Source organism: Geodermatophilus africanus (genome assembly GCF_900107105.1).
In the GTDB taxonomy this organism is placed as follows: Bacteria; Actinomycetota; Actinomycetes; order Mycobacteriales; family Geodermatophilaceae; genus Geodermatophilus; species Geodermatophilus africanus.
Genome location: NZ_FNOT01000015.1, coordinates 1 through 25,634, shown reverse-complemented (window position 1 = coordinate 25,634; position 25,634 = coordinate 1). Strand labels below are relative to the sequence as shown.

Here is a 25,634-nt window from a genome sequence, read left to right as displayed (position 1 = left end):
CCGGGCCGGTGAGCACCACCCCCACAGCGGCCGCTCCTCCCGCGACGCTGCGCGAGCTGCTGCCGCTGCTGCGGCCGCACCGGCGCCCGCTGGCCGCAGCCGCTGTCCTCTCGCTGGTCGCCGCGGCCGGTGCCCTGGCCCAGCCGGTGCTGGTCGCCCGGGTGATCGAGGCCGTCGGCGCCGGCCGGGAGCTGCTGCCCGCGGTCGGCCTGCTCGTCGTCGTCCTGGTGGCCTCCTCGGCGCTCGGGGCGGTGCAGGGGTACCTGCTGCAGCGGACCGCCGAGGGCGTGGTGCTCTCCACCCGGCGCACGCTGGCCGACCGGCTGCTCCGGCTGCCGGTCGCCGAGTACGACCGGCGGCGCACCGGGGACCTGATGTCGCGGGTCGGTGCGGACACCACGCTGCTCCGGGCCACCGTGACCTCCGGGGTCGTCGAGGTGGCCGGGTCCGCGGTCGTGGCGGTGGGCGCGGTCGTGGCGATGGCGCTGGTCGACGGGTGGCTGCTCCTGGTCACCGTCGCGTCGGTCGCCGTCGGGCTCGCGGTCGTCGTCTCGGTGGCCCGCGGCGTGCAGCGGCTCTCCCGGCAGGCCCAGGACGAGGTCGGCGCGATGACCGCCGCCGTGGAGCGGGCGCTGTCGGCGGTGCGCACCATCCGGGCCAGCGGGGCGACCGCGCGCGAGGTGGACGTCGTCGCGGCCAGCGCGGGCCGGGCCTACGAGGCCGGCGTGCGGGTGGCCCGGCTGGAGGCCCTGGTCAGCCCGGCCGGCTCGATCGCCGTGCAGGGGGCGTTCCTCGCCGTCCTCGGGCTGGGCGGGTACCGGGTGGCGGCCGGCTCGATCGCCGTCGCCGACCTGGTCGCGTTCATCCTGTACCTGTTCCTGCTGGTCATGCCGCTGGGGCAGGCGATCGGGGCGTGGACCCAGCTGCAGAACGGGCTGGGCGCGCTCGCGCGGGTGCGGGAGGTGCTCGCGCTCGACCCGGAGGACGACGCGCGGCCCGAGCGGGGCGGAGCGGCCGTCGCCGTCCCCGCGTCGTCGCCGGGGGACGACGTGCCGCTGCTCGAGCTGGACGACGTCTCGTTCCGCTACCCGGACGGCCCGGAGGTGCTGCGCGGGGTGTCGCTGGCCGTGCCCGCCGGCAGCCGGGTGGCGCTGGTCGGCCCGTCGGGTGCGGGCAAGTCGACGGTGCTGGCGCTGGTCGAGGGCTTCTACCCGCTGACCGGCGGGGCGGTGCGGTGGGCCGGGACCGACGTCCGGGACCTGCCGCGGGCCGGCCTGCGCGCCCGGCTGGGCTACGTCGAGCAGGAGGCGCCGGTGCTGGCCGGGTCGGTGCGCGACAACCTGCTGCTGGCGGCGCCGCACGCGACCGACCCCGAGCTGTGGGCGGTGCTGGCCGACGTCGGGCTCACCGAGGTGGTGCAGCGCTCGCCGCGCGGGCTCGACGTCCCGGTGGGGGACGACGGCGTGCTGCTCTCCGGCGGGGAGCGGCAGCGGCTGGCGATCGCGCGGTCGCTGCTGTCGCGCCCGGCGCTGCTGCTGCTCGACGAGCCGACCGCCAGCCTCGACGCCCGCAACGAGGCGCTGCTGCGCGACACCCTGGCCGCGGCGTCCGCCGACCGGGCGCTGCTGGTGGTGGCGCACCGGCTGTCGACCGTGCTCGACAGCGACCGCATCGTCGTCCTGGACGCCGGGCGGGTGGTCGCGACCGGCACCCACGAGGAGCTGGTGGAGACCAGCCCGCTCTACCGCGAGCTCGCCGCCGCCCAACTGTTGGTCTGATTCCGCGGTGATCAGGTGAGCTGATCACCGCGGTTCCTGGCTCACCACCGGTGCTGAGCCAGGACGCGGAACGGTGAGCTCAGCTGATCATCACCGTCACGCCGCTAGGCCGCGTGGGCGCGCTGCTGCCCCGCCGCGGCGGCCGTGCCCTGCTCCGCGGCGCGGCAGATGTTGCGCACCATGCCGCCGAAGATCGGGCCGTGAAAGGGTACGAGCACCCGCCAGTACAGGTGGCCGAAGAGGCCGTTCGGCTTGAACGTCGCCTTCTGCCGCAGCCGGGTGCGCCCGTCCTCCTGTTCCACGTGGAACTCCAACCAGGCCAGCCCGGGCAGCCGCATCTCGGCGCGCAGCCGCAGCAGCCGGCCCTCCTCCAGCTCCTCGACCCGCCAGAAGTCCAGCGCGTCACCGACGTAGAGGTCCGACGGCGACCGTCGTCCCCGGCGCAGCCCCACCCCGCCGACCGCGCGGTCCAGCCAGCCACGCACCTCCCAGGCCAGCGGGAACGAGTACCAGCCGGCGTCCCCGCCGATGCCCTCGACCACCCGCCACAGCGCCTCCGGTGACGCGGAGGTCTCCCGGGTCTTCTCGTCGAGGTAGAGGGTGCCGCCGGCCCAGTCCGGGTCGGTGGGCAGCGGGTCCGACGGCGCACCGGGTGTGGACGCCGACGACCAGCGGGTGGCCACGGTCGCGTCCCGGACCCGCTGGATCGCCAGCCGTACCGCCTCGTCGAACCCGAGCAGCCCCTCCGGCGGGTCGGGGACGTACCGGGCGATGTCGTGTTCGGAGCAGACGACGGTGTTGCGCAGCGACTCCACCAGCGGCCGGGCGATGGACGCCGGCACCGGGGTGACGACGCCGACCCAGTGGCTGGAGAGCCCCGGGCTGAGCACCGGGACGGGCAGGATCCGCCGCCGGGCCAGCCCGGCCACCGCCGCGAACCGCTGCATCATGTCGAGGTAGGTCATGACGTCCGGGCCGCCGATGTCGAAGGACCGGTGCACCTCCGGCGGCAGCGTGGCGCAGCCGACCAGGTAGCGCAGCACGTCGCGGATGGCGATCGGCTGGATCCGGCTGTGCACCCAGCGCGGCGTCACCATCACCGGCAGCCGCTCGGTCAGGTAGCGCAGCATCTCGAAGGACGCCGACCCCGACCCCAGCACCACCGCGGCCCGCAGCACGGCCGTCGGGACGCCGGAGCCAAGGAGGATCTCGGCGACCTCGGCCCGCGAGCGCAGGTGCGGGGAGAGCTCCTCGCCGTCAGGCTCCAGCCCACCGAGGTACACCAGCCGGCCCACGCCGGCCTCCCGCGCCGCCCGGGCCATCACCTGCGCCGTCCGCCGGTCGGTCTCCTCGAACTGCGGACCGGCGCCCAGGGCGTGGATCAGGTAGTAGACGGCGTCGACCCCGGCGCAGGCCGCCGCGACCGCCTCCTCGTCGGCGGCGTCGGCCCGGGCGATCTCGACCCGGCGGGCCCAGGGGTGGTCGCGCAGCCGCTCCGGGGCGCGGGTCATCACCCTGACCCGGTGCCCGGCGGCCAACAGCTCGGGCACGAGCCGCCCGCCGATGTAGCCGGTGGCGCCCGTGACGAGGCAGGTCTTCGCTGGGGGGACGCTGGTGGTGCCGTCGCTCTCGGCCATGTCCCGAGTGTCGGCCGTGGACCCCGCGCGCGCTCGGGTCGCAGGACACCCGGTCGACCCGCCACCATCGGCAGGGTCCGCTCAGACCAACGGCGGTCGCGTCGACCGGCACCCGTCGAGCAGGGGGTCCCCGATGGCCGACACCACCGCTGCACCCGACCGCACGTCCGACGGCCAGCCCGCCCTGAAGCGGGTGATGGGCCCGGGCCTGCTGCTGCTGTTCATCGTCGGCGACGTCCTCGGCACCGGCATCTACGCCCTCACCGGCCAGGTCGCCGCCCAGGTCGGCGGTGTCGTGTGGCTGCCCTTCCTGGTCGCCTTCCTCGTCGCGCTGGTCACCGCGTTCAGCTACCTGGAGCTGGTCACCAAGTACCCGCAGGCGGCCGGCGCGGCGCTGTACACGCACAAGGCGTTCGGCGTCCACTTCGTGACGTTCCTGGTCGCCTTCGCGGTGATGAGCTCGGGCATCACCTCGGCGTCCACCGCCGCGCGGGCGTTCAGCGCCAACTTCGCGAGCGTGACCGGCCTCGGGCTCGGCGAGGGCATCGGCATCACGCTGATCGGCCTGGGCTTCATGACCCTGGTCGCGCTGGTCAACCTCCGCGGGGTGGGCGAGAGCGTCAAGACCAACGTCGTCCTGACCTGCGTGGAGCTGACCGGGCTGCTGATCGTCATCGGCGTCGGCGTGTGGGCGCTGGCCGGTGGGGACGGCGACTTCTCGCGGGTGACCGAGTTCGACACCGGCGAGCGCTCGGTCGTCGGCGGGGTCATCGCCGCCACCGGGCTGGCCTTCTTCGCGATGGTCGGCTTCGAGGACTCGGTGAACATGGCCGAGGAGTGCAAGGAGCCGCGGCGGATCTTCCCGAAGGTGCTGCTGGCCGGGCTGTGCCTGACCGGCCTGATCTACGTGCTGGTGTCCATCTCGGCGATCGCGCTGGTGCCGGCGGGTGACCTCAGCCAGGGGGACACCCCGCTGCTGCAGGTGGTCGAGGCCGGGGCGCCCGGGTTCCCCCTGGGGCTGTTCGGCGTCATCACGATGTTCGCCGTCGCCAACTCCGCGCTGATCAACATGCTCATGGCCAGCCGGCTGGTCTACGGGCTGAGCCGTGAGCGGGTGCTGCCGCCCCTGCTGGGCCGGGTGCACCACCGCCGCCGGACCCCGACCACGGCGATCCTCTTCACCACCGCGCTCGCGTTCGGGCTCATCACCTTCGTCGGGGCGGTGCCGGCCCTCGGCGGCACGACGGCCCTGCTGCTGCTCATGGTCTTCACCGTGGTGAACGTCGCCGTGCTCGTGCTGCGCCGGGACCGGGTCGACGCCGACCACTTCCGCACCCCGACGGTGCTGCCCGTCGTCGGCGCTCTGGCCTGCGCCTACCTCGCCACCCCGTGGGCGGGTCGGCCGGCCGAGCAGTACCGGATCGCCGGGGTCCTCCTGGCGATCGGCGTCGTCCTGTGGGGTGTGACGGTCCTCGTCAACCGGCGGACCGGCGCCGCGGTGCCCCGGTTCGACCCGGCCCACCTGACCGGCGAGGGGCCGACGGGACCGCACAACTGAACGAAGGACCCCTCCGCCCCCCACCGCTCGCAGTAGCAGGCCCCGTCCTCCTCACCGCTCGCGAGCTCGCGGTGAGCCTCTGGACGGGGCCTGCCCGGGACGGGGCCGCCAGCGTCCCGGGGACGGCGTGTCGACCCCGGGGGCAACACCGGTGGTGGCAGACGAGCTGCGAGTGGCGCAGACACGACGTGAGGGCCGGGACGACGGCATTCCTGTCGTACCACCCGGTATCCTGGAGAGCAGAAACCGCCAGCATCCGGCTGAGAGCCGTTCTGCGCCCCTGTCCACACTCGGGGCGCCAGCCACCGGGTGCGCGACAGAAGGGCCCCACGTGGTCGCTCGACCGAAGACCGACGCCCAGGCTGACGCCTACTCCGGCAGCTCCATCACCGTCCTCGAGGGTCTCGAGGCGGTGCGCAAGCGCCCCGGCATGTACATCGGCTCCACCGGTGAGCGGGGCCTGCACCACATGGTCTGGGAGGTCGTCGACAACGCCGTCGACGAGGCCCTGGCCGGCTACTGCGACACCGTGCGGGTGACGCTGCTCGCCGACGGCGGCATCCGGGTGGAGGACAACGGCCGCGGCATCCCGGTCGACATGCACCCGGTCGAGAAGCGGCCGACCGTCGAGGTCGTCATGACCGTCCTGCACGCGGGCGGCAAGTTCGACGGCAAGAGCTACGGCGTCTCCGGCGGCCTGCACGGCGTCGGCGTCACCGTCGTCAACGCGCTGTCCAGCGAGCTCGACGTGCGCGTCTGGCGCGACGGCACCGAGTGGCACCAGCACTACGCCGAGGCCAAGCCCTCCCCGCTGGAGAAGATCGGTCCGACGAAGAAGCGCGGCACGCAGATCACCTTCTGGGCCGACCCGGCGATCTTCGAGACGACCACCTACTCGTTCGACACGATCAGCCGCCGGCTGCAGGAGATGGCGTTCCTCAACGCCGGCCTGCGGATCATCCTGCGCGACGAGCGCCCCGGTCACAGCAAGGCCGAGACCGGCATGGCCGAGGAGGTGTCGCTCGCCGAGGAGGCCCCGGCCCCGCAGGACGAGGAGCCGGCCTTCGAGCCCACCGAGATCTCGTACTTCTACGAAGGCGGCCTCAAGGACTACGTCGCCCACCTCAACCGGACCAAGACCGGCATCCACCGCTCGGTCATCGGCTTCGCGGCCGAGGGCACCGGCAAGAACGACACGGCGATGTCGGTGGACATCGCGATGCAGTGGTCGGAGGCCTACTCCGAGTCGGTGCACACCTTCGCCAACATCATCAACACCCACGAGGGCGGTACCCACGAGGAGGGCTTCCGCGCGGCGCTGACCTCGATCGTCAACCGCTACGCCGAGGAGAAGAAGCTCTTCAAGGGCAAGGACGAGAAGCTCACGGGCGAGGACATCCGCGAGGGCCTCGCCGCGATCGTCTCGATCAAGCTCGGCGACCCGCAGTTCGAGGGCCAGACCAAGACCAAGCTCGGCAACACCGAGGTCAAGGGCTTCGTCCAGCGGGTCTGCAACGAGCAGCTCGGGCACTGGTTCGAGGCCAACCCGGCCGAGGCCAAGCAGATCATCACCAAGGCCAGCTCGGCCGCGCGCGCCCGCCGCGCCGCCCAGCAGGCCCGCCAGCTGGCGCGGAAGAACCCGCTGAACTCGACCGGCCTACCCGGCAAGCTGGCCGACTGCCGCTCGACCGACCCGCGCAACTCCGAGGTCTACATCGTCGAGGGCGACTCCGCCGGCGGCTCGGCCAAGTCCGGCCGCGACTCGATGTTCCAGGCGATCCTGCCCATCCGCGGCAAGATCATCAACGTCGAGAAGGCGCGCATCGACCGGGTGCTCAAGAACACCGAGGTCCAGTCGATGATCACGGCGTTCGGCACCGGCATCCACGACGAGTTCGACCTGTCGAAGCTGCGCTATCACAAGATCGTGCTGATGGCCGACGCCGACGTCGACGGGCAGCACATCCGGACCCTGCTGCTGACCCTGCTGTTCCGCTTCATGCGGCCGCTGGTCGAGGCCGGGCACGTCTACCTGGCGCAGCCGCCGCTGTACAAGATCAAGTGGGGCGGCAAGGTCGGCGACCAGTACGCCTACTCCGACCGCGAGCGGGACGCGCTGCTCAAGGCCGGCGCCGAGGCCGGCCGCAAGATCCCCAAGGACGACGGCATCCAGCGGTTCAAGGGGCTCGGCGAGATGAACGCGACCGAGCTGTGGGAGACCACCATGAACCCGGAGACGCGGATCCTGCTGCAGGTCACCCTCGAGGACGCCGCCACCGCCGACGAGCTGTTCAGCGTGCTCATGGGCGAGGACGTCGACGCCCGCCGCAGCTTCATCACCCGCAACGCCAAGGACGTCCGCTTCCTCGACGTCTGAGAGAGGACCCCGTGCCCCCCGCAGCGTCTTCTTCCCGGCCCCGTCCCGGGTCCCGCTTTGAGCTCGCGGAGGGTGGGGAGGACGGGGTCCTTCCACCTGCACGCGGGCCGGCGTCGGGTCCTGCAGGGGCCCGACCCGCGACTTCGTTCCCATCTGTGCACGACCTGGAGACCTGAACCGTGACCGAGACCCCTGCCCGCGACCGCATCGAGCCGGTCGACCTCCAGCAGGAGATGCAGCGCAGCTACATCGACTACGCGATGTCGGTCATCGTCGGCCGCGCGCTGCCCGAGGTCCGTGACGGCCTCAAGCCGGTGCACCGCCGCGTGCTGTACGCGATGTACGACCAGGGCTTCCGCCCCGACCGGAGCTACGTCAAGTGCGCCCGCGTCGTCGGCGAGGTCATGGGTAACTACCACCCGCACGGCGACTCGGCCATCTACGACGCCCTCGTGCGGCTGGCCCAGCCGTGGTCGATGCGCTACCCGCTGATCGACGGCCAGGGCAACTTCGGCTCGCCGGGCAACGACCCGGCGGCGGCCATGCGCTACACCGAGGCGCGGCTGACCCCGCTGGCCATGGAGATGCTGGCCAACATCGACGAGGACACCGTCGACTTCCAGCCCAACTACGACGGCAAGAACCAGGAGCCCCTGGTCCTGCCGGGGCGCATCCCCAACCTGCTGATCAACGGCTCGGCCGGCATCGCCGTCGGCATGGCCACCAACATGCCCCCGCACAACCTCCGCGAGGTGGCCGAGGCCGTCTTCTGGGTGCTCGACCACCCCGACGCCGAGCCGGAGGAGGCCCTGACCGCCTGCATGCAGCGGGTCAAGGGCCCCGACTTCCCGACCGCCGGCCTCATCGTCGGCCGCGAGGGCATCGAGGAGGCCTACCGCACCGGCCGCGGCTCGGTCCGCATGCGCGCGGTGGTCACCGTCGAGGAGGACGCCCGGGGCCGGGTGCAGCTGGTCGTCACCGAGCTGCCCTACCAGGTCAACCCGGACAACCTGGCCGAGGCGATCGCCGAGGCCGTCCGCGACGGCCGGCTGCAGGGCATCAGCGAGATCGCCGACGAGTCCAGCGACCGCGTCGGCCGCCGGCTGGTCATCACGCTGCGCCGGGACGCCGTCGCCAAGGTGGTGCTGAACAACCTCTACAAGCACACCCAGCTGCAGACGACGTTCGGCTGCAACATGCTCTCGATCGTCGACGGCGTCCCGCGGACGCTGCGGCTCGACGAGCTGATCCGCTTCTTCGTGCTGCACCAGATCGAGGTCATCCAGCGGCGGACCCGCTACCGGCTGCGCAAGGCCGAGGAGCGGGCGCACCTCCTGCGCGGGCTGGCCAAGGCCCTCGACCAGCTCGACGCGGTCATCGCCCTCATCCGGTCCAGCGCCTCCGCCGACGCCGCGCGCAGCGGCCTGATGGAGCTGCTCGACATCGACGAGATCCAGGCGACCGCCATCCTGGACATGCAGCTGCGCCGGCTCGCCGCCCTGGAGCGGCAGCGGATCCTCGACGAGCTCGGCGAGCTCGAGGCCCGCATCGCCGACCTGCAGGCGATCCTCGACTCGCCCGAGCGGCAGCGGCAGATCGTCCACGACGAGCTCGCCGAGATCGTGGAGAAGTACGGCGACGAGCGCCGCACGAAGTTCGTGCCGAACGACGGCGACGTCTCCATGGAGGACCTCATCGCGGAGGAGGAGGTCGTCGTCACCATCACCCGCACCGGCTACGCCAAGCGGACCAAGAGCGACCTCTACCGGTCGCAGCGCCGCGGCGGCAAGGGCGTCATGGGTGCGGCGCTGAAGCAGGACGACATCGTCGACCACTTCTTCGTGGGCTCCACCCACGACTGGATCCTCTTCTTCACCAACAAGGGCCGCGTCTACCGGGCCAAGGCGTACGAGCTGCCCGAGGCCAACCGCACGGCCCGTGGTGCGCACGTGGCCAACATCCTGGCCTTCCAGCCCGACGAGAAGATCGCCCAGGTCATGCAGATCAAGGACTACCGGGTCGCCCCGTACCTGGTCCTGGCCACGGCCAACGGGCAGGTCAAGAAGACCCGGCTGACCGACTTCGACTCCCCGCGCAGCGGCGGCGTCATCGCGATCAACCTGCGCGAGGGCGACGAGCTGGTGGGCGCCGCGCTCATCGACCCGGAGCAGGACCTGCTGCTGGTCACCCGCAAGGCGATGTCGATCCGGTTCAAGGCCGACGACGCCACACTGCGGCCGATGGGCCGGGCCACCGAGGGCGTGCGCGGCATCGCGCTGTTCTCGGACGACTCGCTGCTGTCGATGATGGTGGTCGAGGAGGGCGTCGACGTCCTCGTCGCCACCGAGCGCGGCTTCGCCAAGCGGACCGGGATCGAGAACTACCCGGCCCAGGGCCGCGGCGGCAAGGGCGTGCTCACCGCCGATCCCAAGGCGCGCAAGGGCAACCTGGTCGGGGCCCTGGCGGTCCGGCTCGGCGACGAGCTCTACGCCATCACCTCCGGCGGCGGCGTCATCCGGACCCCGGTCAACGGCGTCCGGCACAACAAGGACCGCGCCACCATGGGTGTCAAGCTCATGAACTTGCCGGAAGACGTGTCGATCGTGGCGATCGCCCGTACGACGGACAACGACGAGCCTGCCGCCTAGTCTGGGGACGATGACGGAGAGGCGGGGCGTCCGCACTCCCGGGTGTGGGCGCCCCGCTCCTCCGTCACAGCCACCAGGGATCTGACCGGCGCCCGGGTGCTCCCGGCCGCGCGCCGGGTACCCCGGGTGTGAGGCAGCGGCGAGGGCCGCTGGGGAACGGGAGACTCGCATGAGCGACCGGACGCAGGGTTCGGTGCGCACCGGGTCCCGGACCGGGGAGACCTCCCCGGCACAGGGGACGGCGACCGGTCAGCAGCCCGCGGCTGACGATCCGCCCTCGGTGGGGTCGACGCAGACCATCCCCGGCGCGAACACCGCCCGGAGCCAGGCCGTGGCCGCCGACGGGGCCCCGGCCGCGACCGGCCCGGCGTCGGGCACGCAGCCCGCCGCCTCCCCGTCCACCGGCGCGCAGCCCGCCGCGGGTGCGGTGGCGGCCTCCGCTGCGAGTGGTGGGGGTGCCGGCAAGTCCGCCCGCGGCCCGCGCCGCGCCCGGCTGCAGCTGCGGCACATCGACACGTTCTCCGCGCTGAAGATTTCGCTGGTCCTGTCGATCGCGATGTTCTTCATCTGGATGGTCGCCGTCGGCCTGCTCTACGGCATCCTCTCCGGCCTCGGTGTCTTCGAGACCCTCAACGACCTCTTCGGCCAGCTCGGTAGCGCCTCCGGTGGTGACGGCCGCAGCGAGGTCATCACCCCGGGCATCGTCTTCGGTGGCGCCGCGGTCATCGGGGCCATCAACATCGTGCTGATGACCGCCCTGTGCACCGTCGCGGCGTTCATCTACAACATGTGCTCCGACCTGGTCGGCGGCCTGGAGGTCACCCTCTCCGAGCGCGACTGACAGAGGACCCCGTCCTCGGCGAACACGCGACAGGCGTCCTCTCGCACCTGCTCAGGGGGCGCCTGACGTGTATCCGCAGCCGGCCCGCGAGGTCGACCTCGCACCACCCCCCTGCGGACGGCGTACCGGCGGCAGGTACGCTGGTCGAGGTCCACGGGCCTGTAGCTCAGGCGGTTAGAGCGCATCCCTGATAAGGATGAGGCCGGAGGTTCAAGTCCTCCCAGGCCCACCCGTGTACTGGCCCCACCGGCCCACCCCGGTCCCGGGGTCGGCCTCCGGCCCCCTCTCGAGGAGGGGGACTCCCCTCGAGGAGGTACCCCGCGTGCTCAGGAAGCTGGTCTTCGCGGCCGCCGCCGCGACCGCCCTCGCCGCCGTCCGCCGGCGCTCGGCGGGCAGGGCAGAGGCTGACCTCTGGGCCGAGGCGACCCGCGGCCCCCAGGCGGTCAGCACGCCGGCCGCTCGCTGACCCGCCGGGAGGCCCCGCCTCCCACCCCGGGGACGTAGCTCAATTGGCAGAGCACCGCCTTTGCAAGGCGGGGGTTAGGGGTTCGATTCCCCTCGTCTCCACCAGCCCAGCGAGGGTCCGACCTGCGCTCCTGCCGGTCGGTGGGTACCCGTCCCCCTTCCCCGGTCGGCCCGGTCACGGGCTGCTGACGACGCGGCGCGGTGACTGTCCGTGGCCGATGTCCGTGGTTAGGGTCGCCGCTCCGCTGTCATGACATCCCGGGGGGCCCCGACGTGAGCACGCAGCTGCCACCACCCGATGCGCCGCCGCCGGCGACCCCGCCGCCGGCGGCGCGGCCGGTACCGGTGCCCTTGCCACCGCGGGTGTGGGGGCCCGGCTACTTCCGGCGCGGCTTCGCCGTCGGGCTGGGGGCGGCCCTGGGCGCCGGCTTGGCGCTGGGCGGGGTCGCCCTGGGGCTGACCGTGGTGATGGTGCTGGCCCTGGTCGGGCTGACCGCAGGGGCCGACAACAGCTCTCCTCCCGGGCCGCCGACCGAGACCGTGTGGGGCGCAGCGGGTGCCTCGGCGCGGCTGATCGCCGTCCCGGTCACCGGTGTCATCCTGGGCGGCGAGAGCGACGGTGTCACCTTCGGCGGTGCGACCTACGGCTACGACGTCGCCGACACCATCGACGCCCTGGAGGCCGAGGACGCCGACGGGCTGATCCTGGAGCTCAACACCCCCGGGGGGACGATCTACGGCTCCCGCGCCATCGCCGACGCCGTGGAGCGCTACCAGAAGCGGACCGGCAACCAGGTGATGGCCCACGTGCAGGGCATGTCGGCCTCGGGCGGGGTGTACGCCATGGCGGGGGCCGACCAGATCGTCGCCGACCACGGCAGCCTCGTCGGCAGCATCGGCGTGGTCATGGGCCCGTTCCAGCGGTTCCGCGACGTCACCGGCATCCCGGGCTCGCTGCTGGAGCCGGGCGTGACCACCGACGGCGGTGTCACCGAGGAGTACCTCTCCCGAGGCCGCGGCAAGGACCTCGGCAACCCCTACCGCGACATGACCGAAGAGGAGCGGGCCGTCCTGGGACGCGGCCTGGACCGGGAGTACGAGGCGTTCGTCGGGTGGGTGTCCCAGACCCGGGGCATCCCGCCGCAGACGATCGTCGACGAGCTGGGTGCCTTCGTCTTCGACGGCTACACCGCCGTGGACCGGGGCCTGGTCGACCGGGTCCTCGGCCGCGAGGAGGCCTACCGGTACGCCGCCGAGATGAACGGCGTCGACCCCGAGGACACCCGCGTGGACCGGATGGTGGCGCCGGGGTTCGTCGAGTCCCTCCTCGGCGCCGAGTGGCCGGTGGGCCCCTCCGGTGTCGGCGCGGTGGCAGGCGAGCCCGGGCGCAGCGTCGTGTGCACCGGCACCCCCCTGGTGCTCGCCTACCACGGGGAGCTCGCGGCCGCCTGCACCCCGCGCTGAGGCACCCGCGCGACCAGGACCTCCGGCACTGGACGCCGCTCCCTCCCTGCGCCACCGTCGCCCCGGCCACTGGCCCACCGGCCGGGCGGGCCGGGGCCTCGCGACGGAGGAGGAGCCGTGGCGCGCAAGAGCCTGGACTGCCGGACGATCCCCGGCGAGCGCAGCTGCACCGTGCAGATCTCCGGCGAGGAGGACGAGGTCCTCGAACTGGCGGTGGCGCACGCCGTCGCCGCGCACGGGCACACCGACGGCGCCGAGCTGCGGGAGGGGCTGCGGGCCGGGCTGCGGGACGAGGAGGGGCTCCTGGCCGAGCCTGGTTCCTTCCTGCAGCTCATCGAGTTCCACGCCCGCGACCTCGACGGCTTCGGCCGCATCGTGGAGGAGTGGCGGGAGCGGATGGGGCAGGAGACCACCATCCGCTGGGGCGTGGTCGCTGCCGACCGCCACCGCGCCGACACCTACGTCGAGATAGTCGCCTTCCCCGACCACACCTCGGCGATGCGCAACTCCGACCACCCGGTGACCGCGGACTTCGCCAAGCGGATGCAGGAGGTCACCGAAGGGGAGGCGTCCTACCGCGACCTCGACGTCGTCCGCGTGTTGCGGCCCTGACGCCGGCGCCCACCGGCCCGCTCCCCGTGCTCGCGGGGCGCGGACCAGTGGGAGAGTGGACGTCGTGACTGAAGCGACTCCTGCGCGCCGCGCCGTCCTGCACACCAACCACGGCGACATCACCGTCGACCTGTTCCCCGACCACGCTCCGAAGACGGTCGCGAACTTCGCCGACCTCGCCGAGGGCCGCCGGGAGTGGACCCACCCGCAGACCCGCGCGAAGACCACCGACCGCCTCTACGACGGCACCGTCTTCCACCGGATCATCGACGGCTTCATGATCCAGGGCGGTGACCCGCTGGGTCAGGGCATCGGCGGTCCGGGCTACCAGTTCGGCGACGAGATCCACCCCGAACTGGCCTTCACCAAGCCCTACCTGCTGGCGATGGCCAACGCCGGGCCCGGCACCAACGGCTCCCAGTTCTTCATCACCGTCGCGCCGACCACCTGGCTGACCGGCAAGCACACGATCTTCGGCGAGGTGGCCGACCAGGCCGGCCGGGACGTCGTCGACCGCATCGCCAAGGTGCGGACCGGCCGCGGCGACCGCCCCGTGGAGGACGTGGTGCTGCAGTCGGTCGAGGTGCAGCGCAGCTGACCACCAGCCCGGACGACGGGGGCGCCGGCCAGCCGCAGCCGGCGCCCCCGCCACCCACCTGCTACCGGCATCCGGACCGGCCGACCCGCATCGCGTGCACCCGGTGCGGCCGGCCGATCTGTCCGGAGTGCATGACCCCGGCCTCGGTCGGCTTCCAGTGCCCGGACGACGTCCGGGCCGGCAACGCCTCCGTGCGCCGTCCCCGCCAGGCCTCGTTCCTGCAGCGGGCCGGCCGGCGCTTCGGCGCGGTCACGGTCACCCTCATCGGGCTGAACCTCGCGGTGTTCGTCGCCACCGCGGTCTCCGCCGGCCTGGCCGGGTCCGACCCGCTCGACAACCAGCTCAGCCCGCTGTTCGTGCAGCTGGCGCAGATCCCCGTGCTCGTCGAGCTGGGTGAGGACTGGCGGCTGGTCACGGCGGCGTTCCTGCACATCGGCGTGCTGCACCTGGTGCTCAACATGCTCGCGCTGCTGGTCTTCGGCTCCGAGCTGGAACGCCAGCTGGGCCGGTGGCGCTACCTCGCCGTCTACCTGGTGTCGCTGCTCGGCGGTGCGGTGGCGCTGCAGCTGTTCGGTGAGCCCGGACGTCCCGTCGCGGGGGCCTCGGCCGCCATATACGGCCTGCTCGGCGGCCTCGCCGTCACCATGATCGCCCGTCGGGAGGACCTCCGCGGCCTGTTGACCCTGCTGGCGATCAACGTGCTGATCAGCTTCCTGCCCGGCGTCTCGCTGCTGGGGCACCTGGGCGGGCTGGTGGCCGGCTTCGCCGCCACCGGGGTGGTCGTGCTCGCCCGGCGCCGCACCGAGCTGCAGGTGTTGGGCCTGATGCTGCTGACGGCGGCGCTCGTGGTGGTCGCGCTGACCGTGTCCACCCTCGTCGTCCTCGGGTAAGGACCACCCTTCCCCCGTGAAGGACCCCTTGCCCCCGCCACTCGCAGGCTCGCGCCAGGCCCCGTCCAGAGGCTCGCCGCGAGCTTGCGAGTGGTGAGGGGGACGGGTCCTTGTGCCTGCAAGGGGGCCGTCGGGGCTCGGCGCGCGGCCCTGAAGGGTGGCCGTTCCGGTCCGTCACCAGGGCCGCAGGGCGGTCAGCGCCTGGGCGACCTCGCCCGGGTCGGCGCCCAGGTCCCGGCGGCCGAGCAGCACCAGCTCACCGTCGTCGTCCGGCCCGCCGGCGGTGTCCAGCTCCAGCAGCCGGGAGCGCAGCCCCCACCGGCGGCTCTCCCGCACCTGCACCCCCAGCCGCGCCCAGGGCAGCACCGTGGCGCCGGTCAGCCGGCGGACGACGACCCCGTCGGGCCCGGCGGCCAGCCGGGGGCGGAGCAGGCGGTCGCGGACGGCCAGGGCCAGCAGCAGGACGGCGGCCGCGCCGACCAGCACCCGGCCGAGCGGGTCCAGGAGCACCGTGGCTCCGCCCAGGACAGCGCCCACGCCCGCCAGGACCGCCGACTCCCCGGTGCGCGGCGACCACTCCACGCCGTGCAGCCTCCCAGGGGGAGGACCCCCTCGCCCCCGCCACTCGCAGGCCCGCGCCAGGCCCCGTCCAGAGGCTCGCCGCAGGCCCCGTCCAGAGGCTCGTCCCGAGCCTGCGAGGGATGAGGGGGACGGGGTCCTCCTCCGGTGAGCAGGACGGGGTCCTTGTGCCTGCAGGGGGCCGGCGAGCCTCTGGACGGGGCCAGGGGACGGGTGTGTGGACGTCCTACGATCGGCCCCACGGTGGGTGGAACGCCGCCCACGTCGACGAGGAGTGGTCATGCGAGATGCCGTCATCTGCGCCGCGGTGCGCACCCCGGTGGGCAAGCGGGGCGGTGGACTGTCCGGCGTGCACGCCGTCGACCTGTCGGCCACCGTGCTCGACGCCCTGGTGGAGCGGACCGGCATCGACCCGGCCGTGGTCGAGGACGTCTTCTGGGGCTGCGTGAGCCAGGTCGGCGAGCAGACGTTCAACATCGGCCGCAACGCCGTCCTGGCCGCGGGCTGGCCGGAGTCGGTGCCCGGGACGACGATCGACCGGCAGTGCGGGTCCTCGCAGCAGGCGGTCGCCTTCGCCGCCGCCACGGTGATCAGCGGCCAGGCCGACGTCGTGGTCGCCGGCGGCGTCGAGTCGATGAGCCGGGTGCCGATGGGCTCGACGTACGCCCAGGCCATCGGGGCGGGGGCGCCGCTGGGCCCGCGCTTCCTCGAGCGCTACGACGGGGTCTTCCCCAACCAGGGCACGGGTGCGGAGATGATCGCCGAGCGCTGGGGCTTCTCCCGCACCCAGCTCGACGAGTACTCCCTCGCCTCGCACGAGAAGGCGGCCAAGGCCCAGGCCGACGGCGCCTTCGAGGAGGAGATCGTCTCCGTGACCACGCCCGACGGCACGGTGGTCGGCGCCGACGAGGGGATCCGCCCCGGCGGCACGGTGGAGAAGCTGGGGTCGCTGAAGACCCCGTTCAAGGCCGACGGCGTCATCAGCGCCGGCAACGCCAGCCAGATCTCCGACGGGTCGGCCGCCCTGCTGGTCACCACCTCGGAGAGGGCCCGCGAGCTCGGCCTGCGCCCGCTGGTGCGCATCCACACGACGGTCATGGCCGGCGACGACCCGGTCGTCATGCTGACCGCCCCCATCCCGGCCACGCACAAGGTGCTGCAGCGCTCGGGCCTGTCCGTCGACGACATCGGCGTCTTCGAGGTCAACGAGGCCTTCGCACCGGTGCCGCTGGCCTGGCGGGTGGAGACCGGGGCGGACGCCGACCGGCTCAACCCCCGGGGCGGCGCGATCGCGCTGGGCCACCCGCTGGGCGGGTCGGGCGCCCGCATCATGACCACGCTCGTCCACAGCATGCTCGCCACCGGCACCCGCTACGGCCTCCAGACGATGTGCGAGGGCGGGGGGATGGCCAACGCGACCGTCCTGGAGCTCCTGCCGCAGTAGTCCACAGTCCCCCCGGACGACGGCCCCCGGTCCCGCGTGGACCGGGGGCCGTCGCCGTCCGCGGGGACGGCGCCGGTGGAGGAGCGGATTCGCCGTGGTCAGGCCGCGTGTCGCGCTACCACAGCGCGAGCCGGACGGCGAGCGCGGGGCCGTCCGCCGGCTGCCGCCATGTCGACTCGTCCACAGCTGTGTGCACAGCTGGGGATGGACTTGCACCGCTGTAGTTACCCGGCCGCCCTTCTCGTCACATCTGTCCCACTCGTGGTGGAACCGCAGGTCAGCGGCGTGTGGTCGAACAGGCGTTCTCCACACGTCGTGGACAACCCTGGGGGTTGAGCGCTTTGTCGACCTGTGGACAGCGCCGGCCGGCTGTGCACAGCGCGGCCTGTGTACAGCACTGTGCGTATCCGGGCGGTCACAAGTGAACGGCCCCCGTCCCGGGTGGGACGGGGGCCGCGGAGGATGCTCACCGGCCCTGCTTCAGGGGCCCGCCGCGGGCCTTGGCCCGAGGCTCGCCCCGAGCTCGCGAGGGCTGAGGAGGACGGGGTCCTTCACCGGTGGGGGCAGCAGGTCCTGTCTTCAGCGCCAGCGCATCGACATGACCAGGCCGGCCACCATGAGGCCGAAGCCGATCAGGAAGTTCCCGGCGTTCAGGCCGGACATGACCGGGATCCGGTCACCCGCGACGTAGAACACGACGATCCACAGCAGCCCCAGCAGCATGAGGGTGACCATGAGCGGGGCGTACCAGCGCGGGCTGGGCTGGACGGCCCGCGCGCTCGCCGTCCCCGACTGCAGGGTGCCCTGCGGCGGCGTGTAGACCGACTTCTTGCGCACCTTGGACTTCGGCACCGATGGACTCCCTCCGGGGCCGGTCCGTCGCGACCGGCCGTGACGGTTCCCCAGCCTAAGCTGCGGGTGTGGCCACAGCCCGCACCCTGCGCCTGCGGATGACCCGTGGGGGTACCGCCTGGGCCGCCCTCGTGCCCGTGGTGGCGCTGGCCGCGGGGCTGCTGTTCGCCACCTCCAGCCAGACCGCGCAGGGCACCGACCTCCGCGGCGGGGAGGCCACCGAGCTGTCCGCCCTCATCCCCGCCCGGGAGGAGGCCGTCGCCTCGCAGGAGGAGCAGCTGGAGGCGCTGCAGGCGCAGGTGCAGGCCCTCACCGACCAGGCGGCGTCCCGCGACGGCGACGTGGCGGCCGCCCGCGACGCCGGGGACGCCGGGGCCCTCTCGGCGGGTCTGGTGGCCCTCACCGGCCTGGGTGTGCAGATTACCCTGGACGACGCCCCGCGGCGGCCCGACGGCTCGCTGCCCATGGGCGCCCGGCCCGACGACGTCGTCATCCACCAGTCCGACGTGCAGGCCGTCGTGAACGCCGTGTGGGCCGCCGGCGCGGACGCAGTGGCGATCATGGACCAGCGGCTCATCGCGACCAGCGCCGTCCGCTGCGTCGGCAACGTGCTGCTGCTGCACGGCCGCACCTGGTCCCCGCCGTTCGTGGTCACCGCCATCGGGGACGTCGACGCGATCCGCGCCCAGCTGGCCGCGTCGCCGCAGGTCCAGGTGTTCCAGCAGGCGGTCGAGGACTTCGGGCTGGGCTTCGCCGTCCAGCAGCGCGGGGAGCTCACGCTGCCGGCCTACGAGGGCCCGCCGGCCATGGAGTACGCCACAGCGGCTGCCGGTTAGGCCCCGTGCAGGGTCCCGCTGTGAGCTTGCGAGCAGTGGGGGGCACGGGGTCCTTTTGGTAGACAGGGGGCGTGAGCCGTCCCGTCCTCGTCGTCGACAACTTCGACAGCTTCGTCTACAACCTGGTCCAGTACCTGGGCCAGCTGGGCGTCGAGTGCGTCGTCCGCCGCAACGACGCCGTCACCGTCGACGAGCTGCCCGACCTCGACGTGGCCGGGGTGCTGCTCTCCCCGGGGCCGGGGACGCCGACCGACGCGGGCGTGACCGTGCCGATGGTGCGGGCCGCCGCGGAGGCGGGCACGCCGGTCCTGGGCGTCTGCCTGGGCCACCAGGCGATCGGCGAGGCGTTCGGCGCGGAGGTCGTCCGCGCGCCCGAGCTGCTGCACGGCAAGACCAGCCAGGTGGTGCACGAGGGCGCCGGCGTGCTGGCCGGGCTGCCCTCGCCGTTCACCGCCACCCGGTACCACTCGCTGGCCGTCGACCGCGACACCGTGCCCGCCGAGCTGGAGGTCACCGGGACGACGCCCTCGGGCATCGTGATGGCGCTGCGGCACCGCGAGCTGCCCATCGAGGGCGTGCAGTTCCACCCCGAGTCGGTGCTCACCGAGGGCGGCCACCGGATGCTCGCCACCTGGCTGGAGGCCTGTGGCCTGGCGCCCGACCCGGCCGTCGTCGAGGCGGCCGGCGCCGCGGCCCACCGGCTGACCACGGTCGCCACGACGGGCTGAAGAGGACCCCGTCCTCCCCACCCCTCGCACGCTCGGGGCGGGCCCCTGGACGGGGCCGGGACGATGCAGGGCCCTTCCCCCGGTGCGGGAAGGGCCCTCCTCCCCATTGCGGGGAAGGGTCCTGCCCTCGTCCTGCCGCTAGTCCTCGATGCCCGGGTCACCGCCAGGGGTGGGTGCTTCAGGCACCTGGATCACCAGCAGGATGCGGTCGTTCGCATCGGCCCGGCTCTCGGCAGGCGGGTCGGTGCCCACGATCGCGGTCGCCGATGACGGGTCGGCTTCGTTCCCGGCGGTGTCGACCACGCCGACATTCGTGAAGCCGGCCGCCCTGAGTGCGCTGACGGCCGCCGCGGCAGACGGCTGGTTCGTCACGACCGGCACGGTCGGCCGCGGGTCCTCGGCCGGGCCGCTGGAGACCTGCAGCGTGATCGGGTCGTCCGCGGAGGCCTGCTCGCCGGGGGAGGGGTCAGTCCCGATGACGGTGCCCTCGGGCTGCGGGGACTCGACCTGCTCGGGCGTGACGTTGGTGAACCCCGCGCTCCGCAGCTCCTGGGTGGCGGCGGCCTGCTGCTGGCCGGTGACGTCGGGCACCTCGGCGTCGCCGTCGGACACCTGCAGCGTCACGGTGGTGCTCGGGTCGACCGACTGGCCCTCACCGGGGCTGACGTCGACGACCTGGTCGGCGGGGGAGAGGGAGTCGATCTCCTCGGTCTGCACATCCGAGAAGCCCGCGTTCCCCAGCGTCGTCTCGGCGCGGTCGACGTCCAGCCCGACGACGGCCGGGACCTCGACCGTGTCCGGTCCGACGCCGACGGCCAGGTCGACGGCGGTCCCCTCGGCCACCTGGGTGCCGCTGGACGGGTCGGTGCCCAGCACGGTGCCCTCCTGGGACACGTCCTGGGTGACCTGCTGGGTCACCTCGCCGACGGTCAGCCCGGCGGCCTCGAGATTCTGGGTCGCCGTCGCTTGGTCCTGCCCCGCGACGTTCGGCACGCTCACCTGCGTCGCCGTGGGTTCGGCCGCGGGCTCGTCGTCGCCGGAGTTGACCAGCAGCGCCACGGCGACGACGCCGCCGATGATCAGCAGGCTGGCGATCACCGCGGCGATGACGCGGTTGCGCCGGCGCTTGCCGTCGTCCTCGTCGTCCCAGTCGCCGTCGCCGTACCCGCCGGGCGGGGCACCGATGATGGCGGTCTTCTCGGCGTCGCCCATCACCGGCGTGGCCTCGACCCGCTGGCCGGCGAGCGACCGCAGCAGGTCGTTGCGCATCTCCGCGGCCGACTGGTAGCGGTTGGCCGGGTTCTTGCTCAGCGCCTTGAGCAGGATGGCGTCGAGGTCCGCGGGGATCCCCGGGTTGACCGACGACGGCAGCCTCGGGTCCTCGCGGACGTGCTGGTAGGCCACCGAGACCGGGGAGTCGCCGGTGAACGGCGGGGCGCCCGTGACCAGCTCGTAGAGGAGGCAGCCGACCGAGTAGACGTCCGAGCGGGCGTCGACGCTCTCGCCGCGGGCCTGCTCGGGGGAGAGGTACTGGGCGGTCCCTATCACCGCGGCGGTGGAGGTCATGGTGGCCGCGGAGTCCGACACCGCGCGGGCGATGCCGAAGTCCATGACCTTGACCGTGCCCTCGGGCGTGATCATCACGTTGCCGGGCTTGACGTCGCGGTGCACGATGCCGTTGCGGTGGCTGAAGTCCAGGGCGGCGCAGATGTCGGCCGCGAAGGTCATCGCCCGCTCCGGGGAGAGCACGCCCTCCCGGCGCAGCACGTCGCGCAGGGTCTCGCCCTCGACGTACTCCATGACGATGTACGGCGTCGCGCCGCTCGACGAGCGGTCCTCACCGGTGTCGTAGACGGCGACGATCGCCGGGTGGTTCAGCGAGGCCGCGGCCTGCGCCTCTCGGCGGAAGCGGACCTGGAAGGAGGGGTCGCGGGCGAGGTCGCTGCGGAGCACCTTGACTGCCACCTCGCGGCCGAGGCGCAGGTCGCGGCCGCGGTGCACCTCGGCCATGCCGCCGCGGCCGAGCACCCCGCCGATCTCGTAGCGCTCGCCGAGCACTGGAGGCGTGGTCATCGGAGGTCCTCTCGGGCGGTGCAGTCCTGCGTCCGGGCGCGGCCCGGCCGAGCGCAGCGGACGGGCGGGCCGCCGGGCAGCGTAACCGCCGCGGCCGGCCGGACCTGGGCGGCGCGAGGGAGGACGGTCACCCGGCCGGGTCCGTGTCCAGCTGCCCCGCTGCCTGGCCCGGGTCCTCGTCCGGACCCCGGCCGGCGCCGCCACCCGCACCGTCGGGGACCGGCGCACCCGGTTGGGGCTCGGGCGCCGGCGTGCCGGGCGCTGCGTCCTCCTCGTCCTCGTCGGCGGGCCGGCTCGGCGTCGTGGCGGTGGAGGCAGACGTGCTCGGCGCAGGCGCGGGCGCGGACGAGGTCGTCGCGTTGCCACGCGAGGTGTTCGGGGCCGGGGCGGTCGTCTGCGGCGGGGCCTGGGTGGTCTGCTGGGCCGGGGGCTCGTCCGTGGTGCCGGGGTCCTCGTCCCCCGTGCCGGGCGCGAAGTCGTCGGCGGCGTAGTAGAGCGTGACGGTGGAGCCCAGCGCCACGTCCTGGGCGAACGGGTCGGTGGTGACGACGTCGCCCGCGTCCAGCGCCTGGCCCAGCTCGGCCAGCTGCGCGGCGGTGGCCTCCTCCGTCACGACCTGGAGTCCATCGTCGGTGAGGGCCTGCTCGATGTCGTCGACGGGCTCGCCGACGTAGCCGGCGCTGTCGACGAACACGGTCTCGGCGGCCGGGTCCGAGGTGGCGCGCGCCGAGGTGGTGGGGGCGGCGTCGTCGTTCGTCGCGGCGTCGTCGCCGCGGGTCAGGGCCCACACCCCGCCACCCAGCAGCGCGAGCAGCAGCAGCCCGGCGACCAGCCACACCCAGGGCCCGCGACGGCGGTCGTCGTCCGGAGGCGGTGCGGCGTACCGGCTGTCCTCGTCGTCGTCGCTGGTACGGCGCAGCGGTGGCATCGCGCCCGCCGACGTGCGCGCGCCGGTCACGGCGGCTCCGCCGGCGGAGGCGGCACCCAGCACCTGGGTGCGGGAGTCGGCGAGGTCGTCGACGACCTCGGTCTGCGCGGTGCCCGCCCCCTGCGGGTACGGCGGGGTCGTGGCGGCCCCGGCGGCGGGGGCGAGGCCGTTGCCGGAGGCCACCGACCGGACCGCGGCGGCGAAGGCGGCGCCGTCGGCGAAGCGGTCGGCCGGGTCCTTGGCGAGGGCGCGCTCGATGAGCAGCCGCACGGCCGGCGGGACGTTGGCCGGCAGCGGCGGCGGCGGGCGGTTGATGTGTGCCAGCGCGACGGCCACCTGCGACGTCCCGTCGAAGGGCCGGCCGCCGGTCAGGCACTCGTAGCCGACGACGCCGAGGGAGTACACGTCGGAGGCGGCGGTGACCTCGAAGCCCTGCGCCTGCTCGGGGGAGAGGTACTGGGCGGTGCCCACGACCATGCCGGTGCGGGTCAGCGGTGTGGCGTCGCGGGCGCGCGCGATGCCGAAGTCGGTCAGCTTCACCACGCCGTCGGGGCGCACGATGAGGTTGCCCGGCTTGATGTCGCGGTGGACGACGCCGGCGTGGTGGGCCGCCGAGAGCCCGTCGGCCGCCTGGCCGAGCACGTGCAGCGTCCAGTCGACCGGGAGCTTGCCCTCCTCGTGGAGGATCGTGACCAGCGGCTTGCCCTCGACCAGCTCCATGACGAGGAAGGCCAGCTGGCTGCCGCGCTCGTCTAGGGTCTCGCCGTAGTCGTAGACCGACGCGATGTTGGGGTGGGAGAGCGCCGCCGTGTGCCGCGCCTCGTTGCGGAAGCGGGCCACGAAGCTCGGGTCGCCGGTGAACTCGCTGCGGAGCACCTTGGCGGCGACCTCGCGGTCGAGGACGCGGTCCCGCGCCCGCCACACCTCGCCCATACCGCCGGTGGCGATGGGTGCGGTGATCTCGTAGCGGCCGGCGAGGATCGTCCCGGTCGACAGTGTCATCAGCCGCCCTGCCCGTCGAGGTAGGCCTGCATGACGTCCCGGGCGATGGGGGCGGAGACGTCGCCGCCCGTGCCGCCGCCGTTGGCCACGAAGACCGCCACGGCGATCTGCGGGTCGTCGGCGGGGGCGAACCCGATGAACCAGTTGTGATCGGGCCCGGCGTTCTCCGCCGTCCCCGTCTTGCCGGCGACCGTGACGCCGGGGATCCGGGCCCGGCGACCGCTGCCGTTCTCCACGACGCTGGTCATCATCTCGGTCAGCTGGTCGGCGACCTCGGCCGAGACCGGCTCGCTGAGCTCCTCGGGGTCGGTCTGGTCGATGACCGACAGGTCGGGCGCGCGCACCTGGTCGACGAGGTAGGGGCTCATCAGCGTCCCGTCGTTGGCCACCGCGGAGGCGATCATCGCCGCCTGCAGCGGGGTGAGCTGCACGTCCTGCTGGCCGATCGAGCTGACCCCGAGCTGGGCGTCGTTCTCGATCTCGCCGAGGGTGCTGTCCGCGACGGTCAGCGGGATGTCGAAGCCCTCGCCGTCGATGCCGAACGCCTCGGCCATCTGCCGCACGCGGTCCTCGCCGAGGTCGATGCCCAGCTGGGCGAAGGCGGTGTTGCAGGAGACGGTCAGGGCGTCCAGCAGGCTCTGCCGGCCGCTCGGGTCGCACGCCGAGCCGCCGAAGTTCTCCAGCGGCGTCGAGGTGCCCGGCAGGACCAGCTCCTGAGGGGCCGGGATGACGGTGTCGGACGTGTACTGGCCGTCGGCCAGCGCAGCGGCCGACACGACCACCTTGAAGATCGAGCCGGGTGAGTAGCGCGCGTCGATCGCCCGGTTCAGCCGCGGGTCGATCTCCAGCGCCTCGAGCCCTTCGGCGTACTCGCGGATCGCGGCCGGTTCGTGGCTGGAGAGCTGGTTCGGGTCGTACGTCGGGGTGCTCGCCAGGCCGAGCACCGCCCCGGTCGAGGGGTCCAGGGCGACGACCGCGCCGGTGACCCCCTCGAGCCCGGCCATCGCCGTCTCCTGCACCGCGGTGTCCAGGGTCAGGACGACGTCGCCGCCGGAGGGGTCCCGCCCGGTGAACAGGTCGGCCAGCCGCCGGGTGAACAGCCGGGCGTCGTCGCCGGAGAGCACGTCGTCGGCGGCCCGCTCCAACTGCCAGTTGCCGTACACCAGGGAGTAGTAGCCGGTGACCGGGGCGTACACCGGGCCGTTCGCGTACTGCCGGAGGTAGGTCAGCTGGTCGTCGGTCGGGACCGAGTTGGCGACCTCGGTACCGCCGACGACCATCGAGCCCCGCTCGCTGTCGTACTCCTCGACGAGCACGCGGGTGTTGCGGCCGTCGGAGCGCAGCTCGTCGGAGCGGACGACCTGGATGACGTTGACGTTGACGATCAGCAGCGTGAAGAGCACGAGCACGCTGATCGCGACACGGCGCAGCGGGGCGTTCACGTCTGCACCACCTCGGTCGGGGCGTCACCGAGCGCGGGTTTGGGCGGGCCGGTGGGGGCGGCCGGGCGGCGGGCGGCGTCGCTGATCCGCACCAGGAGGGCGACCAGCACGAAGTTGGCCACCAGCGACGAGCCGCCGTAGGCGAGGAACGGCGTGGTCAGGCCGGTCAGCGGCAGCAGGCCGGTGACCCCGCCGAGGACGACGAAGACCTGCCAGGCGATCGCGAAGGCCAGGCCCGCGGCCAGCAGCTTGCCGAACGCGTCCCGGCAGATCAGCGAGGTGCGCAGCCCGCGCTCGACGAGCACCAGGTAGACGATGATCACCGCGACCAGGCCGAACAGGCCCAGCTCCTCACCGACCGCGGCGGCGATGAAGTCGCTCTTAGCGACCGGGACCTGGTCGGGGCGGCCGCCGCCCAGCCCGGCGCCGAACAGCCCGCCGGTGCCCAGGCCGAACAGCGCCTGCGCCACCTGGAAGCCGGAGCCGTCGTAGTACGCGAAGGGGTCCAACCAGGAGTCCACGCGCTGCTGCACGTGGCCGAAGATCTGGTACGCGACGAGCGCGCCAGCGGCGAACAGGCCCAGGCCGATGAGCAGCCAGCTGGCCCGCTCGGTGGCCACGTAGAGCATCACTACGAAGATGCCGAACAGCAGCAGCGAGCTGCCCAGGTCGCGCTCGAAGACGAGCACCAGGATCGACAGCATCCAGGCGACCAGCACCGGGCCGAGGTCGCGTCCCCGCGGCAGTTCCAGGCCCATCACCCGGCGGCTGGCCAGCGCCAGGACGTCCCGCTTGTCGACCAGGTAGGCGGCGAAGAACACGGTCAGGCAGATCTTGGCGAACTCGCCCGGCTGGATGCTGAAGCCGGCCACCCGGATCCAG

20 protein-coding genes, 2 tRNA genes and 1 pseudogene are annotated in these 25,634 nt (G+C 73.3%); 16 read left to right on the top strand and 7 right to left on the bottom strand.

The features are described from left to right. Positions 1-8 precede the first annotated feature (8 nt). Positions 9-1,778: an ABC transporter ATP-binding protein gene (locus BLW63_RS20895; protein WP_244522615.1), complete on the top strand. Its 1,770-nt coding sequence runs from the start codon at positions 9-11 to the stop codon at positions 1,776-1,778. A gap of 104 nt (positions 1,779-1,882) precedes the next feature. On the opposite strand, the gene BLW63_RS20890 is transcribed toward BLW63_RS20895, so the two are convergent. Then, the gene (locus BLW63_RS20890) at positions 1,883-3,415 is read right to left on the bottom strand and encodes an SDR family oxidoreductase (RefSeq protein ID WP_091158330.1); all 1,533 of its coding nucleotides are present in this window, start codon (positions 3,413-3,415) and stop codon (positions 1,883-1,885) included. A 133-nt stretch (positions 3,416-3,548) separates the two neighbouring features. On the opposite strand from BLW63_RS20890, the gene BLW63_RS20885 reads away from it, so the two are divergent. From BLW63_RS20885 to BLW63_RS20840, 12 genes and pseudogenes are all read left to right on the top strand, one after another. Next, positions 3,549-4,973, top strand: coding sequence for an APC family permease (locus tag BLW63_RS20885; RefSeq protein ID WP_091158329.1), 1,425 nt, complete (start codon positions 3,549-3,551; stop codon positions 4,971-4,973). 331 nt (positions 4,974-5,304) lie between these two features. Continuing rightward, positions 5,305-7,350, top strand: a complete 2,046-nt coding sequence (gyrB, locus tag BLW63_RS20880; RefSeq protein ID WP_091158328.1) for a DNA topoisomerase (ATP-hydrolyzing) subunit B — start codon at positions 5,305-5,307, stop codon at positions 7,348-7,350. Between the two features lie 179 nt (positions 7,351-7,529). Continuing rightward, positions 7,530-9,998 (top strand): DNA gyrase subunit A, encoded by a 2,469-nt coding sequence (gene gyrA, locus BLW63_RS20875; protein ID WP_091158327.1) that lies wholly within the window; start codon positions 7,530-7,532, stop codon positions 9,996-9,998. Between the two features lie 169 nt (positions 9,999-10,167). After that, complete coding sequence (locus BLW63_RS20870) at positions 10,168-10,839, top strand: DUF3566 domain-containing protein (RefSeq protein WP_091158326.1); 672 nt, start codon at positions 10,168-10,170, stop codon at positions 10,837-10,839. 155 nt (positions 10,840-10,994) lie between these two features. Continuing rightward, positions 10,995-11,068, top strand: a tRNA-Ile gene (locus tag BLW63_RS20865). A 93-nt stretch (positions 11,069-11,161) separates the two neighbouring features. Then, positions 11,162-11,305 (top strand): DLW-39 family protein, encoded by a 144-nt coding sequence (locus tag BLW63_RS27045; protein ID WP_170856805.1) that lies wholly within the window; start codon positions 11,162-11,164, stop codon positions 11,303-11,305. A gap of 28 nt (positions 11,306-11,333) precedes the next feature. Continuing rightward, positions 11,334-11,409, top strand: a tRNA-Ala gene (locus tag BLW63_RS20860). A gap of 168 nt (positions 11,410-11,577) precedes the next feature. Beyond that, positions 11,578-12,768, top strand: a complete 1,191-nt coding sequence (locus BLW63_RS20855) for a S49 family peptidase (protein ID WP_139263583.1) — start codon at positions 11,578-11,580, stop codon at positions 12,766-12,768. A 117-nt stretch (positions 12,769-12,885) separates the two neighbouring features. Further along, positions 12,886-13,380 (top strand): DUF1059 domain-containing protein, encoded by a 495-nt coding sequence (locus BLW63_RS20850; RefSeq protein WP_091158324.1) that lies wholly within the window; start codon positions 12,886-12,888, stop codon positions 13,378-13,380. Between the two features lie 64 nt (positions 13,381-13,444). Beyond that, positions 13,445-13,978 carry a peptidylprolyl isomerase gene (locus BLW63_RS20845; protein ID WP_091158423.1) on the top strand — a complete coding sequence of 178 codons (534 nt, stop codon included), beginning with the start codon at positions 13,445-13,447 and terminating at the stop codon, positions 13,976-13,978. After that, positions 13,975-14,103: pseudogene (locus BLW63_RS29045) on the top strand (hypothetical protein); the annotation flags it as partial. The gene BLW63_RS20845 and the pseudogene BLW63_RS29045, both read left to right, overlap by 4 nt. A gap of 6 nt (positions 14,104-14,109) precedes the next feature. Beyond that, a complete protein-coding gene (locus BLW63_RS20840) occupies positions 14,110-14,868 on the top strand; it encodes a rhomboid family intramembrane serine protease (protein WP_091158323.1) in 759 nt (252 codons plus the stop codon). A gap of 174 nt (positions 14,869-15,042) precedes the next feature. On the opposite strand, the gene BLW63_RS20835 is transcribed toward BLW63_RS20840, so the two are convergent. Further along, positions 15,043-15,450 carry a PH domain-containing protein gene (locus tag BLW63_RS20835; RefSeq protein ID WP_091158322.1) on the bottom strand — a complete coding sequence of 136 codons (408 nt, stop codon included), beginning with the start codon at positions 15,448-15,450 and terminating at the stop codon, positions 15,043-15,045. Between the two features lie 277 nt (positions 15,451-15,727). On the opposite strand from BLW63_RS20835, the gene BLW63_RS20830 reads away from it, so the two are divergent. Beyond that, the gene (locus BLW63_RS20830) at positions 15,728-16,891 is read left to right on the top strand and encodes a thiolase family protein (RefSeq protein ID WP_091158321.1); all 1,164 of its coding nucleotides are present in this window, start codon (positions 15,728-15,730) and stop codon (positions 16,889-16,891) included. Positions 16,892-17,470: 579 nt separating this feature from the next. Here BLW63_RS20830 and BLW63_RS20825 read toward each other — a convergent pair. Next, complete coding sequence (locus BLW63_RS20825; protein ID WP_091158320.1) at positions 17,471-17,743, bottom strand: cell division protein CrgA; 273 nt, start codon at positions 17,741-17,743, stop codon at positions 17,471-17,473. Between the two features lie 68 nt (positions 17,744-17,811). Here BLW63_RS20825 and BLW63_RS20820 point away from each other — a divergent pair, with 68 nt between their 5' ends. Beyond that, positions 17,812-18,579: a DUF881 domain-containing protein gene (locus tag BLW63_RS20820; protein ID WP_091158319.1), complete on the top strand. Its 768-nt coding sequence runs from the start codon at positions 17,812-17,814 to the stop codon at positions 18,577-18,579. A gap of 71 nt (positions 18,580-18,650) precedes the next feature. After that, positions 18,651-19,307 (top strand): aminodeoxychorismate/anthranilate synthase component II, encoded by a 657-nt coding sequence (locus tag BLW63_RS20815; RefSeq protein WP_091158318.1) that lies wholly within the window; start codon positions 18,651-18,653, stop codon positions 19,305-19,307. 138 nt (positions 19,308-19,445) lie between these two features. Here the strand turns inward: BLW63_RS20815 and pknB are convergent, their stop codons facing one another. From pknB to BLW63_RS20795, 4 genes are all read right to left on the bottom strand, one after another. Then, positions 19,446-21,380 carry a Stk1 family PASTA domain-containing Ser/Thr kinase gene (gene pknB / locus BLW63_RS20810; protein ID WP_091158317.1) on the bottom strand — a complete coding sequence of 645 codons (1,935 nt, stop codon included), beginning with the start codon at positions 21,378-21,380 and terminating at the stop codon, positions 19,446-19,448. 127 nt (positions 21,381-21,507) lie between these two features. After that, positions 21,508-23,310 carry a serine/threonine-protein kinase gene (locus BLW63_RS20805; protein ID WP_091158316.1) on the bottom strand — a complete coding sequence of 601 codons (1,803 nt, stop codon included), beginning with the start codon at positions 23,308-23,310 and terminating at the stop codon, positions 21,508-21,510. Continuing rightward, positions 23,310-24,752 carry a peptidoglycan D,D-transpeptidase FtsI family protein gene (locus BLW63_RS20800; RefSeq protein ID WP_091158315.1) on the bottom strand — a complete coding sequence of 481 codons (1,443 nt, stop codon included), beginning with the start codon at positions 24,750-24,752 and terminating at the stop codon, positions 23,310-23,312. Before BLW63_RS20800 ends, BLW63_RS20805 begins: the two co-directional genes overlap by 1 nt. After that, positions 24,749-25,634: FtsW/RodA/SpoVE family cell cycle protein (locus BLW63_RS20795; protein WP_139263709.1), on the bottom strand; the 886-nt coding region annotated here is incomplete at its 5' end. The genes BLW63_RS20795 and BLW63_RS20800, both read right to left, overlap by 4 nt.

Bases quoted from the DNA above. Each gene is read 5' to 3' on its own strand.
- BLW63_RS20890 (WP_091158330.1), bottom strand. From the start codon at position 3,415: ATGGCCGAGAGCGACGGCACCACCAGCGTCCCCCCAGCGAAGACCTGC.
- BLW63_RS20885 (WP_091158329.1), top strand. From the start codon at position 3,549: ATGGCCGACACCACCGCTGCACCCGACCGCACGTCCGACGGCCAGCCC.
- BLW63_RS20870 (WP_091158326.1), top strand. From the start codon at position 10,168: ATGAGCGACCGGACGCAGGGTTCGGTGCGCACCGGGTCCCGGACCGGG.
- BLW63_RS20840 (WP_091158323.1), top strand. From the start codon at position 14,110: ATGACCCCGGCCTCGGTCGGCTTCCAGTGCCCGGACGACGTCCGGGCC.
- BLW63_RS20830 (WP_091158321.1), top strand. From the start codon at position 15,728: ATGCGAGATGCCGTCATCTGCGCCGCGGTGCGCACCCCGGTGGGCAAG.
- pknB (WP_091158317.1), bottom strand. From the start codon at position 21,380: ATGACCACGCCTCCAGTGCTCGGCGAGCGCTACGAGATCGGCGGGGTG.
- BLW63_RS20805 (WP_091158316.1), bottom strand. From the start codon at position 23,310: ATGACACTGTCGACCGGGACGATCCTCGCCGGCCGCTACGAGATCACC.